14 protein-coding genes and 1 pseudogene are annotated in these 14516 nt (G+C 52.7%); 1 reads left to right on the top strand and 14 read right to left on the bottom strand.

The genetic code is table 11. The features are described 5' to 3' along the window. Positions 1 to 80: 80 nt before the first annotated feature. The 8 genes from pdxK to OHJ21_RS31340 all read right to left on the bottom strand — a co-directional run bounded on the left by pdxK (position 81) and on the right by OHJ21_RS31340 (position 8199). Positions 81 to 893, bottom strand: a complete 813-nt coding sequence (gene pdxK / locus OHJ21_RS31305; RefSeq protein WP_076325345.1) for a pyridoxine/pyridoxal/pyridoxamine kinase — start codon at positions 891 to 893, stop codon at positions 81 to 83. A 363-nt stretch (positions 894 to 1256) separates the two neighbouring features. Beyond that, positions 1257 to 2003 (bottom strand): type I methionyl aminopeptidase, encoded by a 747-nt coding sequence (gene map, locus OHJ21_RS31310; RefSeq protein ID WP_076325344.1) that lies wholly within the window; start codon positions 2001 to 2003, stop codon positions 1257 to 1259. A gap of 259 nt (positions 2004 to 2262) precedes the next feature. After that, positions 2263 to 2391, bottom strand: coding sequence for a hypothetical protein (locus tag OHJ21_RS31315; protein WP_486022202.1), 129 nt, complete (start codon positions 2389 to 2391; stop codon positions 2263 to 2265). A 154-nt stretch (positions 2392 to 2545) separates the two neighbouring features. Then, on the bottom strand, positions 2546 to 3331 hold the full coding sequence (locus OHJ21_RS31320) for a TerC family protein (RefSeq protein ID WP_486022204.1): 786 nt from the start codon (positions 3329 to 3331) through the stop codon (positions 2546 to 2548). A gap of 297 nt (positions 3332 to 3628) precedes the next feature. Then, complete coding sequence (locus tag OHJ21_RS31325; RefSeq protein WP_486022205.1) at positions 3629 to 4258, bottom strand: hypothetical protein; 630 nt, start codon at positions 4256 to 4258, stop codon at positions 3629 to 3631. A 191-nt stretch (positions 4259 to 4449) separates the two neighbouring features. Continuing rightward, a complete protein-coding gene (locus OHJ21_RS31330) occupies positions 4450 to 5016 on the bottom strand; it encodes a class I SAM-dependent methyltransferase (protein WP_100541432.1) in 567 nt (188 codons plus the stop codon). 296 nt (positions 5017 to 5312) lie between these two features. Next, entirely contained in the window at positions 5313 to 6713 is a 1401-nt protein-coding gene (locus OHJ21_RS31335) for a (Fe-S)-binding protein (protein WP_486022207.1), read from the bottom strand. A gap of 16 nt (positions 6714 to 6729) precedes the next feature. Then, positions 6730 to 8199: an FAD-linked oxidase C-terminal domain-containing protein gene (locus OHJ21_RS31340; RefSeq protein ID WP_486022209.1), complete on the bottom strand. Its 1470-nt coding sequence runs from the start codon at positions 8197 to 8199 to the stop codon at positions 6730 to 6732. A gap of 152 nt (positions 8200 to 8351) precedes the next feature. On the opposite strand from OHJ21_RS31340, the pseudogene OHJ21_RS31345 reads away from it, so the two are divergent. After that, positions 8352 to 8549, top strand: a pseudogene (locus OHJ21_RS31345) (hypothetical protein); the annotation flags it as partial. Here OHJ21_RS31345 and OHJ21_RS31350 read toward each other — a convergent pair. From OHJ21_RS31350 to OHJ21_RS31375, 6 genes are read right to left on the bottom strand one after another with little or no spacing between them, the layout of a single operon-like run. Further along, the gene (locus OHJ21_RS31350; RefSeq protein WP_486022211.1) at positions 8454 to 9641 is read right to left on the bottom strand and encodes an anhydro-N-acetylmuramic acid kinase; all 1188 of its coding nucleotides are present in this window, start codon (positions 9639 to 9641) and stop codon (positions 8454 to 8456) included. The pseudogene OHJ21_RS31345 and the gene OHJ21_RS31350 overlap by 96 nt on opposite strands. Before the next feature lie 3 nt (positions 9642 to 9644). Further along, entirely contained in the window at positions 9645 to 10820 is a 1176-nt protein-coding gene (locus OHJ21_RS31355) for a DUF1343 domain-containing protein (protein ID WP_486022213.1), read from the bottom strand. Next, positions 10817 to 11512, bottom strand: a complete 696-nt coding sequence (locus tag OHJ21_RS31360; protein ID WP_486022215.1) for a hypothetical protein — start codon at positions 11510 to 11512, stop codon at positions 10817 to 10819. Before OHJ21_RS31360 ends, OHJ21_RS31355 begins: the two co-directional genes overlap by 4 nt. A 26-nt stretch (positions 11513 to 11538) precedes the next feature. Continuing rightward, positions 11539 to 12645, bottom strand: a complete 1107-nt coding sequence (locus OHJ21_RS31365) for an ABC transporter ATP-binding protein (protein ID WP_100541426.1) — start codon at positions 12643 to 12645, stop codon at positions 11539 to 11541. Between the two features lie 14 nt (positions 12646 to 12659). Further along, positions 12660 to 13493, bottom strand: a complete 834-nt coding sequence (locus OHJ21_RS31370) for a carbohydrate ABC transporter permease (RefSeq protein WP_100541425.1) — start codon at positions 13491 to 13493, stop codon at positions 12660 to 12662. A 33-nt stretch (positions 13494 to 13526) separates the two neighbouring features. Beyond that, the gene (locus OHJ21_RS31375; protein ID WP_100541424.1) at positions 13527 to 14444 is read right to left on the bottom strand and encodes a carbohydrate ABC transporter permease; all 918 of its coding nucleotides are present in this window, start codon (positions 14442 to 14444) and stop codon (positions 13527 to 13529) included. Between the last annotated feature and the right edge of the window lie 72 nt (positions 14445 to 14516).

Consider the following 14516-nt stretch of genomic DNA (forward strand, 5'->3'; position numbering starts at 1 on the left):
TCTTGGAAGAAAGGTTTTTTTGTCACTTTCTGCAAGCCGAATACCACGCTTGAATAAGCTTGCAAAAAAATGTATTTTGTTTAATTTGCAGATAAACTGCGGTGCGCGGAATGTCTTGTCGGACCTACGAATTCATTCAGCGGGAAGCCATTGGAGATGGCTTGTGTAATGAATGCCTTCGCTTGCTGTACCGACTCGCGAACGGTCAAGCCTTTGGCAAGATTAGCTGTAATGGAAGCGGATGACGTGCAGCCCGCACCATGAGTATACTTCGTTACAATCGTATCGGCTTCGAACCATTCAAAGCTGTTTCCGTCATAGAGCAGGTCCATCGCTTTGCCTTCGCGGATCTTGCCTCTGTCTTTAATCAGCACATTCTTCGCGCCGCGCTCATGAATGATGGCCGCAGCCTCCTGCATTTGATCCAGGGTCGTGATCGGACCGGACTTGGCCAGCTGGGACGCCTCGAACAGGTTTGGCGTTACCAAATCGGCGCGCGGGAGAAGGAACTCCAGCATCGCTTCCGTATTTTCCGGCTGCAGCACTTCATCCGTGCCCTTGCAGACCATCACCGGATCGATGACGATCCGTTCCAGGTTATAGCGGTCGATATACTGGGACACGAGCTCGATGATCTCTACGGATCCGAGCATGCCGGTCTTCATCGCGTCGATGCCAATGCCCTCGAGCACGGTTTTCAACTGCGTTTCTACAATATCGAGCGCCACCGGGAAAACCTGATGATCCCATGTCTTCGGTTCCATGCAGACAATCGTGGTCAGTGCGGTCATACCGTATACGTCAAATTCCTGAAACGTCTTCAGATCAGCCTGGATGCCAGCGCCGCCGCTCGTATCCGAGCCCGCTACGGTTAGTGCTTTTCGTATCGTCATGTTCCATGTTCCCTTCGCTTGTAAAATGATTACTCTATTATAAGAAAAACTCCGATTGGCGTCTATTCATTGATGGCGTCGAATTCGTATGCGTCTATTCAAAAACGAATTCTGAGAGTTATACATCACTCCGCATGCGGATTGTTCTTCCGATCGCTGTTGCCCCCAGATTTCCTTTGAATCACGATATATATCGTTGAAATCCGGGGGCAAAGGCGCACGCTTCGCTTCTACAGAACAATTCCGCCTGCTCCGTTGGAGTTTTTTTTGTAGGCTCACTCGCGGAATACAACAACAGCCTCGTAGCTTGTACCGTCCCGCCCCATAGGGAGCGTAAGCCCCCTTGGAGTCACATCCTGCATCTTATTGTTCCGTTAAGATCACCGGGCCATCCTTTGTGATGGCGAGGGTATGCTCATACTGCGCGGACCATTTGCCGTCCACTGTTCTCGCGGTCCATCCGTCTGAGTCGATCTTGCATTGATATGTGCCAAGATTCAGCATCGGTTCAATGGTGATGACCATGCCCTCTTTAAGCCGTGTCCCGCGGTTGGGTGGGCCGTAATGCGGCACTTGCGGCTCCTCATGCATATTTTCGCCGATGGCGTGCCCCACGAAGTGGCGGACGACCGATAAATTTTGAGATTCCGCATAGGTTTGAATCGCATGGGAGATGTCTCCGATTCGATTGCCAATCACCGCTTGCTCAATGCCGAGATACAGGGATTTCTTCGTTACGTCCAGCAGATGCTGCGCTTCCTCGGACACGTTTCCGACCGGATAGGACCAAGCGGAATCGGCGAGCCAGCCATCATACTTCACCACCATATCAATGGTAACGATATCCCCGTCCTTCAATGGCTCATGGCTCGGAAAACCATGGCAAATCACGTCATTCACCGACGCGCAGGTGGCAAATGGATATCCGTGATATCCCTTCTGCTCCGGTGTCGCGCCGCGCTCTGCCAGAAACCGCTCGACAAATTGATCAATTTCCAGTGTTGTCACGCCCGGTTTAATCATCTTGGCAATCTGCCGGTGGCATTCGGCGAGAATGTCCCCGGCCTTGTTCATCTTGGCGATTTGTTCTTGTGTTTTAAGGATTATCAATCCTGCTCACTCCTTCTTCATGGGCTGTTATCTGCTATTCAAATCAAAAAGCCTTAGCTGACCGAAGTTCGTTGAGGACAGGCACCCGCCTCTCCTCACTCCCCGGCCAATAAGGCTGATTCACAATCACAAGGTGTATCTGCTTTCTTCTTGTCTTGTATCCAGAAAAAGAAAAGCTAAAAGCGCCCTACATCATCTTATTCTACTCCTAAGCCAAAGGAACCTCAATGTTTTCCATGATGAAGGTCTGCCTTTCGGTTTACACTCGGGCAGGCACGGAAGCCGAGAAGTATGCTTGTTGCATCCTTGGGGGCAGCTTCAACTCGGCTGTAACCCAGAACGTCATATGACTCTCAATGACCATGAACAGAATCAGGGCAGGCAGCATTTTATCTAACTTCGAACTTCATTTATCCAATGACCATCGTTTCTCCTCATATCATAAAGTATAATTTAAGGTTGCGCAGAAACGGTAATTTTACACGCGAGATCACAATTCCTTTCTTTTTTCCTATGTTCATTATATCAAAAGGGGCCGTTTGTTAGCTTTCCACTTGTTTCCGCTCCTTCTGGGTCATATCACTCTTCTCCTTGGACAAGAACCAGCCGAGGACCGCGATTAGGATTAATACGCCCCAGAATATAAGCTTCCAGCCGGTGCTTTTCGGAAACGTCTTTTCCAATACAGCGATATCCGGGTGTGCGAGCGTATAGACGGCCAGCTTAATGCCTACCCATCCCACGATCAGGAATGCAGCCGTTTCCAAGCCAGGTCTTCTAACGAGCAGCTTTCCGAAATACGATGCGGCGAACCGCATGATCACCAAGCCGATAATTCCGCCTGTCAGGATAACCAGGAATTGTCCACCGTCCATGCCCCCGATATTCGGAAGGCCGGTTTCCGGCAGTGTCAAGGCAAGGGCTACGGCAGCCAAAATGGCATCGACCGCAAACGCAATATCCGCAAGCTCTACCTTTAACACGGTAACCCAGAATTTTTCTTGCTTCATTTCGGCTTCCTTCAGATGTTTCTTCTTCTTCACAAAGAACTGTTTGACAATATGATTGATACTGATATACAGCAGGTAGAAGGCTCCAATCGCTTGTACGTACCAAACATCCGCCAGAAAGGAGATAATGAAGAGGGATGCAAAACGGAACACGAACGCACCGGCTAATCCGTAAAATAACGCCTTCTTCCTCTTGTCCTCGGGCAAATGTTTAACCATGATGGACATCACCAGGGCATTATCGGCTGCGAGAATCCCTTCGAGTCCAATCAACACCAGCAGCACCCACCCATATTCGAGCAACATTCCCATTTCCAAACGCAATCTCCCCTTCATGAATAGAATGATCCGATTTTTCGTTTCAAAAGGTGGAAGGAAACAAAAAAACCTTTATCCCGAAAATCGGCGATAAAGGTATCTACCCAGAAATAGACTGTAGGAATAAGCACCTTTACCGAATCGGCAAAGGTCTCGCAAACAACTTTCGTTGCCAACAAAGCCGGAGACACGTTCGTGTCACGAATTGACGACTTTGCTGCGACTGCTACTCCCCTTTACTTGAATACAAGAATTATAGCATGGCCGTTTACTACCGCCAATAGATCTTCAAAAATTTTACATCGGCTTTACATTTCTCTTTCTCTTCCTCCAAAAATAGAGCCATAGCCCCGCTCCCAGCAGCACTACGACAGCCCCCCACAGGACGGGTTTCAGTAAGAATTGAGATTGACCAGCATTCTGACCTTCACCTGAAGGCACCCCCTCCGCAAGCGTATCGGGCCCTGATTCACCCTGAGCCGATGCATCGTCTGGTGGATATCCATCTCCAAGCTCGGTTAGCTCTTTGCCTGCGGTGGAGAGGAGCTTCGTACCATCACACATCCCAGTTCTCAGCTGACCCGATTCTGCAGACGCGAACACCAAAAATTCGCTTCCTACGGCAAACTGATCATAACCGCAGCTGGCTGATGACACAGCCGTTGTAAGCTCCGTCATTCCGGCTAATTCGCCCTTCCATACTTCCGATACCTCTAACGTAACCTGGACCGGATCTGCGGATGACATCATCAGCTTCGGCTTCGGGCCAACCAGCTTGGTCACTTTGCCTGCAAATATCGCTGCACTCCGTTCCAAGCTCTCCTCAACCGTAGGCGGTCCCGCACAGGAACAAGCAAATACGTCCGTTGGTTTGACCGTGTACAGGCTCACGAGGAGCAGCAAGCAGCTAAGCATAATCCTAACCATGGATTGCCTCATAAATGAATCACCTCATTCCTTAGACGGCCGCAATCCCCAAAATGTTCCAGCAGTATCAATACATGCACAGAATCTGGGATCTACCTCCACAGAACACGGTGAGGCAGGCACTGGACCGGGTGGTTATCTCGGTTATCTAAAGAGAGAGGAGATTCAGCAAGAGGCTCCATCGGCATTGGCTATTTACTGGCGATGATCAGATAATGACGCTCTGTCGGATACTCGATTCCTTCCACATGCAGCCCTGCTTGCTCCAACAAAGCCTTCATCACATGCGGATCGACCCGGTTCGGACGGGGAACCCGCTTCTCGGCTGGATCCTCCTGCCACTCCAGACACAAGCATCGTCCTCCTGGCCGCAGCACCCTTGCCATCTGACGGATGGACTCCTCCAGCTGATCGGTAATATGAAGGATCAAGGAGGCAATGACCCGATCCACAGCTTCATGCTGGAAAGGAAGCTTTTCCACCATGCCTTCCATCACCTTCATATTCGTGAGCCCCTGTTCCTGTGCACGCCCCCGCATCATCTCCAGCATGGCTGGCTCGGTATCCAGCGCGTAAACCGTGCCTGTCGTTAACGAGGCTGCCGGTATGGAAAAATAGCCGGTACCTGCCCCGATGTCAAGGACATCCACCTCGCCATTCACTTGGAGCTTCTCTAGCAGTGAAGAGGCCGGTAACTCCTTCTTCCTTTCCGGACTTTCCAATCGGTCTATGAGTGACGGATCAAAGCTCTCTTTCATGGTATCGCTCTCCTCCTCGCATGATTGCACTTTGCTTATATGTACTTTATGAACCCAGTGAGGGAGAGAACTCCCCCTGTCGGTCTACCATACCGTTGATAGGGAACGATGTAAACCGGTTCGTTGCCTAATAACACTGTATCTATCCTTCTATCACTGTATCGATAAGATTAATGCTGTATCGGAACCATTATATATAATAAATGATCGCAATGAACACGCTGATTTATGATAAACCAGACTAAAAAGGGCTTCCCCACGATCATAATGACCATGAAGTTGCCCCATTTGTACCATTAGTCACGCTTATCCTCAATCAGCACCTGCCCTGCCAGAAAATCCGCGAGATGAACGGCCTCTACGCCATTTTGTTTACCGGCACGCTCGATCCCCCACTTCATCTGCAGCAGACATCCCGGGTTTGAAGTCACGATGACCTTGGCTCCGGTAGCCTCCACATGTTCCATTTTGCGATCCAAAAGCGTGGTCGACATTTCCGTCTGGGTCAGATTATAAATGCCGGCGGAACCGCAGCATATCTCGGCCCCCTGTAGCTCGCACATCTGTACACCAGGAAGGTGCTCCATCAGCTGACGCGGCTGGCCTTGTACCCTCATCACATTGCGCAAGTGACACGAGTCCTGATAGGTGACCGTTATGGCCTCGTTCTGTCCGCTCTCCGCATGAATCGGCGTAAGCAGCCGACCGAAGCTGTGCAGAAGCTCGGAGATGTCCTTCACCTGATCTGCAAAACGAACCGCCGCTTGCTGAAGCCGCTCATCCGGCTCTGCATGCATCAGATGATCGTATTCCTTCAGTAGTGCGCCACATCCTCCAGCATTGCTTGCGATGTAATCCACGTTCGCTTCCCCGAAAGCCCATATGTTCTGACCGGCCAGCTGCTTGGCATCGCCCATCTCACCGGCATGCGCATGCAGCGCTCCGCAGCATACCTGCTCCTCTGGAATGACAATTTCGAACCCGGCCTGACGCAGCAGCCGTACGGTGTTCACGTTCGTGGATGCAAACATGACATCCATGATGCAGCCACGGAACATGCCGACCCGGCCGACCTTAGCCCCGGCCGCAGGGATCACCATAAGCCTTGAACCGCTGTCTGTCGTCTCGCGGCGGTAGGGCAAGCCAGCCTTGCTCCACAGCTCTTCCAGGCCGTCGCCCGTTACGGGAGGCAGCGCCTTCTCCAGCTGCTGAAGATGGTCGGGAAACAGCTTCATGGCTCCGGAACTCCGCGCAAACCTTTGAAGGCCGGATTTCTGATAAAAGGAAAGCGTCTTGCCGATCAGCTTCAACCTTCCGCGATGCGGGAATAGCCCTTGCAGGAACGTTTTGCGAACGATCCGCACCGGCAGAGAATACGGCTTCTCGGCAGCAATGGCTGCCCGGGTCTGCTCGATCAGCTGGCCGTATTTCACATCGGAAGGACAAGCAGGCTCACAGGCTCTGCAGCCCAGACAAAGATCCATCTGGCTCCGAAAGCTCTCATCCGGCTCCATCAAACCATCCACAACCGCTTTCATAAGCGCAATCCGCCCGCGCGGGGAGGCAGCTTCGAGCCCTGTCTCGAGGAATGTCGGACAGGCGGTCTGACAAAACCCGCAGCGCATACAGTTCGTCAATTGATCCTCATCCAGCGTCAGCTTCAGCGATTGTGCAAGCTTCTCATGGGTTGAATTCATGCGCTCTCGCCTCCTCTCACGATGTTTGGATCTTCTGATCCTGATCCGAAATCGAGTCCCGCTCTGCCTGCTCCGTCCGATCCTGGAAGACAATCCGCTTCCGGGTTTCCGCAAACAGCTTGCCGGGATTCATGATTTGGTGCGGATCGATCGCATCCTTAATGGATTTCATCATTTGGATGCCGGCTGCGCCCACCTTCCATTCCAGGTAAGGGGCCTTCACGATACCGACGCCATGCTCACCGGTAATGGTGCCCCCCATGGCAATCGCCGCCTCAAAGATTTCGGCGAATGCCTGTTCCACACGGTGAATCTCTTCCGGGTCGCGGGCATCCGTCATCGCGGTCGGATGCAGATTGCCGTCCCCGGCATGGCCAAATGTGCAGATCTGCACATCGTATTTCTGTGCGATACGCTGAACTTCAAGGACCATGTCCGCAATCTTCGAACGCGGAACCGTCGCGTCCTCCAGGATCGTGGTCGGCCGCAATCGGGATAGCGCGGCAAGCGCGCTCCGTCTCGCTTCCATTACCCTCGCCCCTTCTTCCGGTGTCTTGGCAATATTGAGCTGAACCGCGCCGGAGGCGAGACATATCTCTTCCAGCTTCTTCAAGTCCCGCTCCACATCATCCACGCTGCCGTCCTGCTCAATCGCCAGCATCGCTTTGGCGTGAACCGGCAGGCCGATTTTGGCAAAATCCTCAACCACCTGGAGGGTCGGCTGATCCATGAATTCCAAGGTACACGGGAAAATATGATTGGCTATAATATTCGACACCGTTCGGGCCGCCGCGTTGAGATCGTCATAGACGGCAACCATGGCCTTCCTGTAAGAAGGCTTCGGAATCAGCTTGACCGTGGCCTCGGTCAGAATGGCCAGCGTACCACCCGATCCTACCAACAGCCGGGTCAAATCGTACCCTGCCGCGTCCTTCACCAGCTTGCCGCCCGTGCGCAGGATGCTGCCATCCGGCAATACGGCTTCCAGGCCAAGGACATAATCCTTGGTCGTTCCATACTTCAAGCCCCGCAGGCCACCAGCCCCCAGGGCGATATTGCCGCCCATCGTGCAGATGATCATGCTGCTTGGGTCCGGAGGATAGAACAGTCCTGTCCGTTCAACCGCCAGATGAAACTGCTTCGTATTCAGACCGGTCTGGAAGGTGGCGGTCAGGTTATCCGAATCGATCTCCAGCAGCTTATTCATTCGGGTCATAACCACGATCAGACCGCCCTGAAGCGGAATGGTCCCGCCGCACAGATTGCTGCCTGCGCCCCGCGTAATAACGGGTATGCGGTGTTTTGAGCAAATTTTGACGATGTCGGATACTTCCTGCGTGCTTCCAGGAAAGATAACCCCGTCGGGCATTGCTTGATATAGCGGCGTAGCATCATAACTGTAAGCGACGAGACTTTCCGGATCGTCCTTGAACCACTTCCCGCCAACCACGGCGGCCAGCTGCTCGCGAATAACAGATTCCAGCACGTGTTGTTTCCCCCTCCCCTATACGGGTTTGACTACAATATAGATAATCACGTTTCTTTCCAAGATCGCTGCCTAACATTACCTATACACCATCGCTCTGTACTTCCGTTCCGCGGGCTTTAATGAACGGTTTATGCATGGGTTTATGCACGGAGAACCTGGCAAAACCTATCGCTCTGGCAATCCGGCTTGATGCGAACATTTTTGCCGGCGAGGTACTGATCACGGTGATTTTGAAGTTTATGCCTCCTCCGCTATGGCAGGGCCAGCTTCCCCATAACGGTTGGGCGGCCGGCTCCCGTAGCCGCAGGCAAATTGTTAGGAACACCGAGCATGAAGTCATTGCCTAACAGTGCAAAAATCACGGCTTCCTTCGCATCGTCATCCAAGCCCAGCGCCTTGGAGGTCATGACTTTCTGTTCCGGCAGCAGCTCGCTTAACATGGAGAGCAGCGTCTTGTTGTGCGCTCCTCCGCCGGTCACGATCACTTCATCGATCTTGTAACGGGGAAACACATATCTCACATAGCTGTCGGCAATGGTACGGGCGGTAAACGCCGTAGCCGTTGCCATCACGTCCTCATCCGAAAGCTTCCTGAGCCTGGCTTGTTCCAAGAATGAAACCGCGTAATTGTGACCAAACACTTCTCTTCCTGTTGATTTGGGCGGCTCCATGTGAAAATAAGGATGCTCCATCATCTCGCCTAACAAGACCTGATCCGGGTTGCCTCGGGCAGCCCATTTTCCGCTGTCGTCATATGAAAGCTGCCCTTCGGACAGCATATGGGCTACGGCATCCATGATCATATTGCCGGGCCCGGTATCAAAGGCCAGCACATCCGCAGGATCCGCCCCTGCGGGCAGCGCCGAGCAATTGCCGATCCCGCCGATGTTCTGCAGCAGCCTTCCCCGCTGCGGTTGCCGGAACAGGATCAAATCTCCGTAAGGAGCAAACGGGGCCCCTTGCCCCCCTACCGCCATATCTGCGGGCCGGAAGTCCCCTACCGTAAGTTTGCCGGTATGCTTGGCGATAACGGAAATATCGCCGATCTGTAGAGTCGAAGCGACAGCATAGGGATCACCTTGTCCGGGTACAGGCTGATGCCAAATCGTCTGTCCATGGGAGCTAACCAAATCCACCTCATCGATTTGCATGCCGGCATCGGCAACCGCTTCCAGGACTGCCGCTCCAAACTGATACCCCAGGTATGCATTCATGCTGCAAACAGCAGCGCTATTGGAATTCTCTTCACTGCACAGATCGCGCAGCCGCTGACGGAGCTCCGGTTCGTATGGCTTGCTATAGTAATGCAGCAGTTCAACCGATGCCTCGAGGCCGCTTCCGTGTATGCGGACGACGGCTGCATCGATGCCGTCAAGCGAAGTACCCGACATCAGGCCGACCACAACGGTCGGCCCTCCATCCTTCCATGGTGAGAACATCCTTTACGCCTCCCCATACAGCAGATAAGGAGCCCGCCTCGTTCTCCACTGCTCCGCATTGTTGCCCCACTCGGCAACAATGCGCTGAAGTCCGGCTTCTTCGTGGATGTGCCGGCGGACATCCTCGCTGCCCGTAAGCAAATCAATAAAATACCGGGTACGTCCCTCCGGTGGGCTTAGCCACTGGAACTGATTCGGGTACATCCGGCTGACCAGGTGCAGCAGCACAAGTCCTGTGCGCACAGCTTCCACTTCTGCCGGATTCGTTACAAACAGCATCACCCCGCCACAGCCTTCGCCCTGGTGCTTCGAGAAGGTAGGCGTCATGTACATGGAATGGGCATGCACGCCCGGCAGTCCGTACGCGTTGAATGCCTTCGCCAGCTCTTCGCCATTGACCCATGGGGCCCCGATCCATTCGAACGGCCGGGTCGTACCCCTGCCTTCCGAAAGGTTGGTCCCTTCGAAGAAACAGGTCCCACTGTACAGCCGAACCGTATCCATCGTGGGAATGTTCGGCGAAGGCAGCACCCACGGAAGACCCGTGTCGGTATAAACCATGCCGCGCGTCCAGCCTTCGAGCTGAATCACATCCAGATCACAGCCCGTTCCCCGCAAGTCGTTGGCCATGCGCGCGAATTCGCCGATGGTCATGCCGGTGCAAATCGGAATGTGCCATCCGCCCACCATAGATTCAAATCCCGGCTGTAGCAAGCCGCCTTCGCAGCGCTCGCCTCCCAGCGGATTCGGCCGGTCCAGAACAAGCAGGCTCTTGCCATGCTCGGCGCATGCCTCCATGACATACAGCAGCGTCGTCATATACGTATAAAAACGCACGCCAAGGTCTTGAATATCAAAGATGACCGTGTCCACGTTCTTCAGCATGTCGGCGTCCGGTTTGCGCCGCGAACCATACAGACTGTAAACCGGCACGCCGAATACCGGGTCCACTTCATCATCCACGTGCTTCCCTGCCTGCAGTTGACCTCGCAGCCCATGCTCGCAAGCAAACAAAGCCGTCAATTCCGACTCGGGCAAGCCTGCAATCACCTCGATAGATGAACGAAAATCCGACGTGAGCCCCGTCGGATTCGTGATGACGCCAAGGCGACGACCCGTGATTTTCTCATGCTTTAAGCTCTGCAGCATATCAATTCCGCTCCGCACATTGATTCTCATATGCTCACACCTCTCGCTTCCGAGGCTACCACACCGTCTTCCGCCGGTTTGGCCTCTTCCGGATTCAGTACATTATACGTAACCTTATGCTGGTATATGGCCCACATGCCGTTAAACAAAAATCCAAAACCAACGACCGTTACCAGCAGCGGGATCGCGACGCAGAAGGCTTGAAAGCATGCGCCCAGCGTATAGGCCGGATATTTTAGGAACAGCTTGACACTGTGGGCCATAGCCTTGAAGATGCCCATCCCTTCCTGAATGACAAGCTGAAAGGTGTAGAATTGGGATATGAGCGCCATGATGACGAAATAGGTCTGGAACACGCCAATCGCAAGATAGCCGATTCCCTCTTTGCCCCCGTAATACCACCAGGTGGACCACAAAATGAGGGCCATCACCACAAAGAAGAAGCCCATGATTACGGCAGGTCCGAGTCCCTTGATCGCGCCTTGGAACACATCCTTAAGTCTTGACTTGCCCCGCTCCGTTCTGCGGTGATACGCATAACAGACACCATAAAAGAGCGGCATATACAGAATCGGCAGCAGCACCAGCGCTGCCCACAGCGGCACAAATATGACCACCGTCACGAGCACCAGCGAGGTAATCATGCTGTATAAGGCCACCGCCGTAATCTCACGGTAAATCTCAACCCCTGTCTTCTTCAACACATCATTCAGCTTGCGCATAGCTTTCCTCTCCTCTTCGTCGTTGTTTACCAATCGATACGCTGTTCCGTCTCAGGATCGAAGAAATGCACCTTATCGAAATTGAAAATGAAGGTTTTGTCCATGCCCGGATAACCCGTCGTTTCCGGGTGAACCTTCGCGGTAACCGTCCGGTTTCCAACGCGGAAGTACACCAGGTTCTCTGAACCGAGATGTTCAACAACCTGAACCTTGGTGAAGTACTTGTAATCCAGATTGGTTGTTCCTGGCAGATCCTCACCCGTAATGTGCTCGGGACGGACGCCCAGGATAAGATGCCTGTTCTCGTATTTGCTCAGCGCACCCGCCATCGTATCCGGAATAGTAAATGCCCCGCCTTCCATACGGAGGACGTTCCCTTCCTTATGCACATCGATAAAGTTCATCGGCGGGGAGCCGATAAAGCCGGCTACGAACATGTTCTGCGGATTCGCATACAGCTCCGTCGGCGAAGCGATCTGCTGGATAATGCCGTTGTTCATCACGACGATCCGCTCTCCGAGCGTCATCGCCTCAACCTGATCATGCGTTACGTATACAATGGTGGCTTCCAGACGCTTGTGCAGCTCGGACAGCTCTACCCGCATCTGCACGCGAAGCTTCGCATCCAGGTTCGACAGCGGCTCGTCAAACAGAAACACCTGCGGATCGCGCACGATGGCCCGCCCTACCGCAACACGCTGACGCTGTCCGCCGGACAGCTCGCGCGGCTTCCGGTCGATCATCGACTCCAGACCGAGAATGGAGGCTGCCTGCGATACCTTTTGCTCAATATAAGCCTTGGGCTTCTTCAGGTTCTTCAAGCCGAAGGAGAGATTCTCGCGAATGGTCATATGAGGATACAGCGCATAATCCTGGAACACCATCGCGATATCCCGATCTTTCGGGTGAAGATTATTTACTACTCTGTCGCCGATGATGATGTCGCCGGAGGTTTGACGTTCCAGCCCGGCAATCATGCGCAGCGAGGTGGTTTTGCCGCAGCCGGAAGGACCGACAAATACCACGAACTCTTTATCATTGATCACAAAGTCCGACCCCGCTACAGCGGTAAACGTCCCTTTGTTGTCGTCTACAAATTCTTTTCGTATATTACGGAATTCTACGCGTGCCATAACTTTGCCTCCTTCTAGCCTTTAACGGCTCCAATGGTGATGCCTTGCAGGAAATAGCGCTGAAGCGAGAAGAACAGGATCATCATCGGCAGCGCCGCGACGGTTGCTCCAGCCATAAGTGCGCCGAAATCGGTCGTGTCCGCATAAACGAAGGAAGCAAGACCGACTTGAATGGTCCTCATTTCCGTCGAATTGGTCACGAGGAAGGGCCAGAAGAAATCGTTCCAGGATGCAACGAACGTGAAAATCGCCAGCACGGCAAGACCCGGTTTGGCCATCGGGAGAATGACCTTCCAGAAGATGCCGAATTCGCCGCAAGCGTCGATACGCGCTGCATGAATCAGAGAGGTAGGCAGTGATGACATGTACTGCTTCATCAAGAAAATGTTGCCCACGCTTACAATGCCGGGAAGAAGAATAGCCGTGTATGTATTCCCGAGATCAAATACGTCAATCATCAAAATATAGAGCGGAATCAGCGTCACTTGCGCCGGGATCATCATCGTGCTGAGCAAAACCCAGAATACCGCTTTGTTCCCCGGGAACTTCAGCTTCGCAAAGGCATAACCTGCGAGCGAGGCCAGGAATACGTTGGTCACCGTCAGGATGGATGAGATCAATAAGGAGTTAAAGAGCCACCTCATGACGTTGGTTTTGCCAAAAAAACGCTCGTACGGGGCCACGGAAAATACGTCCGGAATCATTTTCGGGATAAACGAAGCCGCTGACTTGGTGTCCTGCACAGAGCCAATCAACATCCAGTACATCGGAATGATCGTCAGAACGCTCCATACCACCAGGATGACCGAAGCCACAATCAGCATGATCACTTTTGATCTTGATTTCATAGGTGCACCCCCTTTTAGCTTCAGAAATATGCATTAATACTCCACGTCGGACGAGAAGTATTTGAACTGAATGACGGAAATGACAATAATCAATGCGGCCAATACAAAAGATTGCGCTGCCGCGAGTCCAAATTCATAGAAGTTGAATGCGGTGCTGTAAATCAGGTAGGCGATGGTTGTCGTCGCGAAGTTCGGACCGCCCTGCGTCATCAGATACACCGAGATAAACACCTGGAAGGACGTAATGACGCCCGTCACCAACAGATACAATGTGGTTGGTTTCATCAGCGGCCACGTAATGCTCCAAAATTTGGACCAACCGCTGGCATGGTCAATATCCGCGGCTTCATAGAGCGATTTGGGAATCCCGCCCATGGCGGCCAAATAAAGAATAATGCCCGCACCATGCGAACCGAGCCAATTCATCAAGATAAGCGAAAAGAGCGCGGTGTTCGATTTGCCGAGCCATATGACCGGGTCAAATCCGAATAATCCAATGAAGCGATTCAACAGCCCGGCATGGGTCGGATCGTAAATGGCGAGCCATACCACCGAGATGGTGACGCCGGAAGCAACGGCCGGCAAATACATCGTAGCCTTGAAGAACGTTTGCCATTTATTCTTCATCTGAAAAATAAAAAAGGATAAAGCATACGTGATGACAATGTTCACAGGAACGGTACCGATCGTGAATAAAACCGTATTCCTCATGGATTTCCAGAACACTTCATCCTGTACCATCCGTGTGTAGTTGTCCGTTCCAATCCATTCAGAGCCCATCACGCTGTATTCCTGAAAGCTCATCAGAAAAGCGGAGGCGACCGGGTAAAGCGTAAATATCAAGAACAACAGTACGGGAGCCAGAATGAATAAATACGCCCATCCATATTCGCGTAGATAACCCTTCATTGGGGGACGCGAAGGCCGGGTTTGCGCCGGGGCAGTCTGCATTTGATTTCCTCCTTTGCGCACAGGTGAAGTATTTTCATGAAGCCTTTTGAAGCCTGAATCAATTGGTTTAAA

The sequence above is a fragment of the Virgibacillus sp. LDC1 genome (genome assembly GCF_025792345.1).
GTDB classification, from domain to species: Bacteria; Bacillota; Bacilli; order Paenibacillales; family Paenibacillaceae; genus Paenibacillus_AQ; species Paenibacillus_AQ lautus.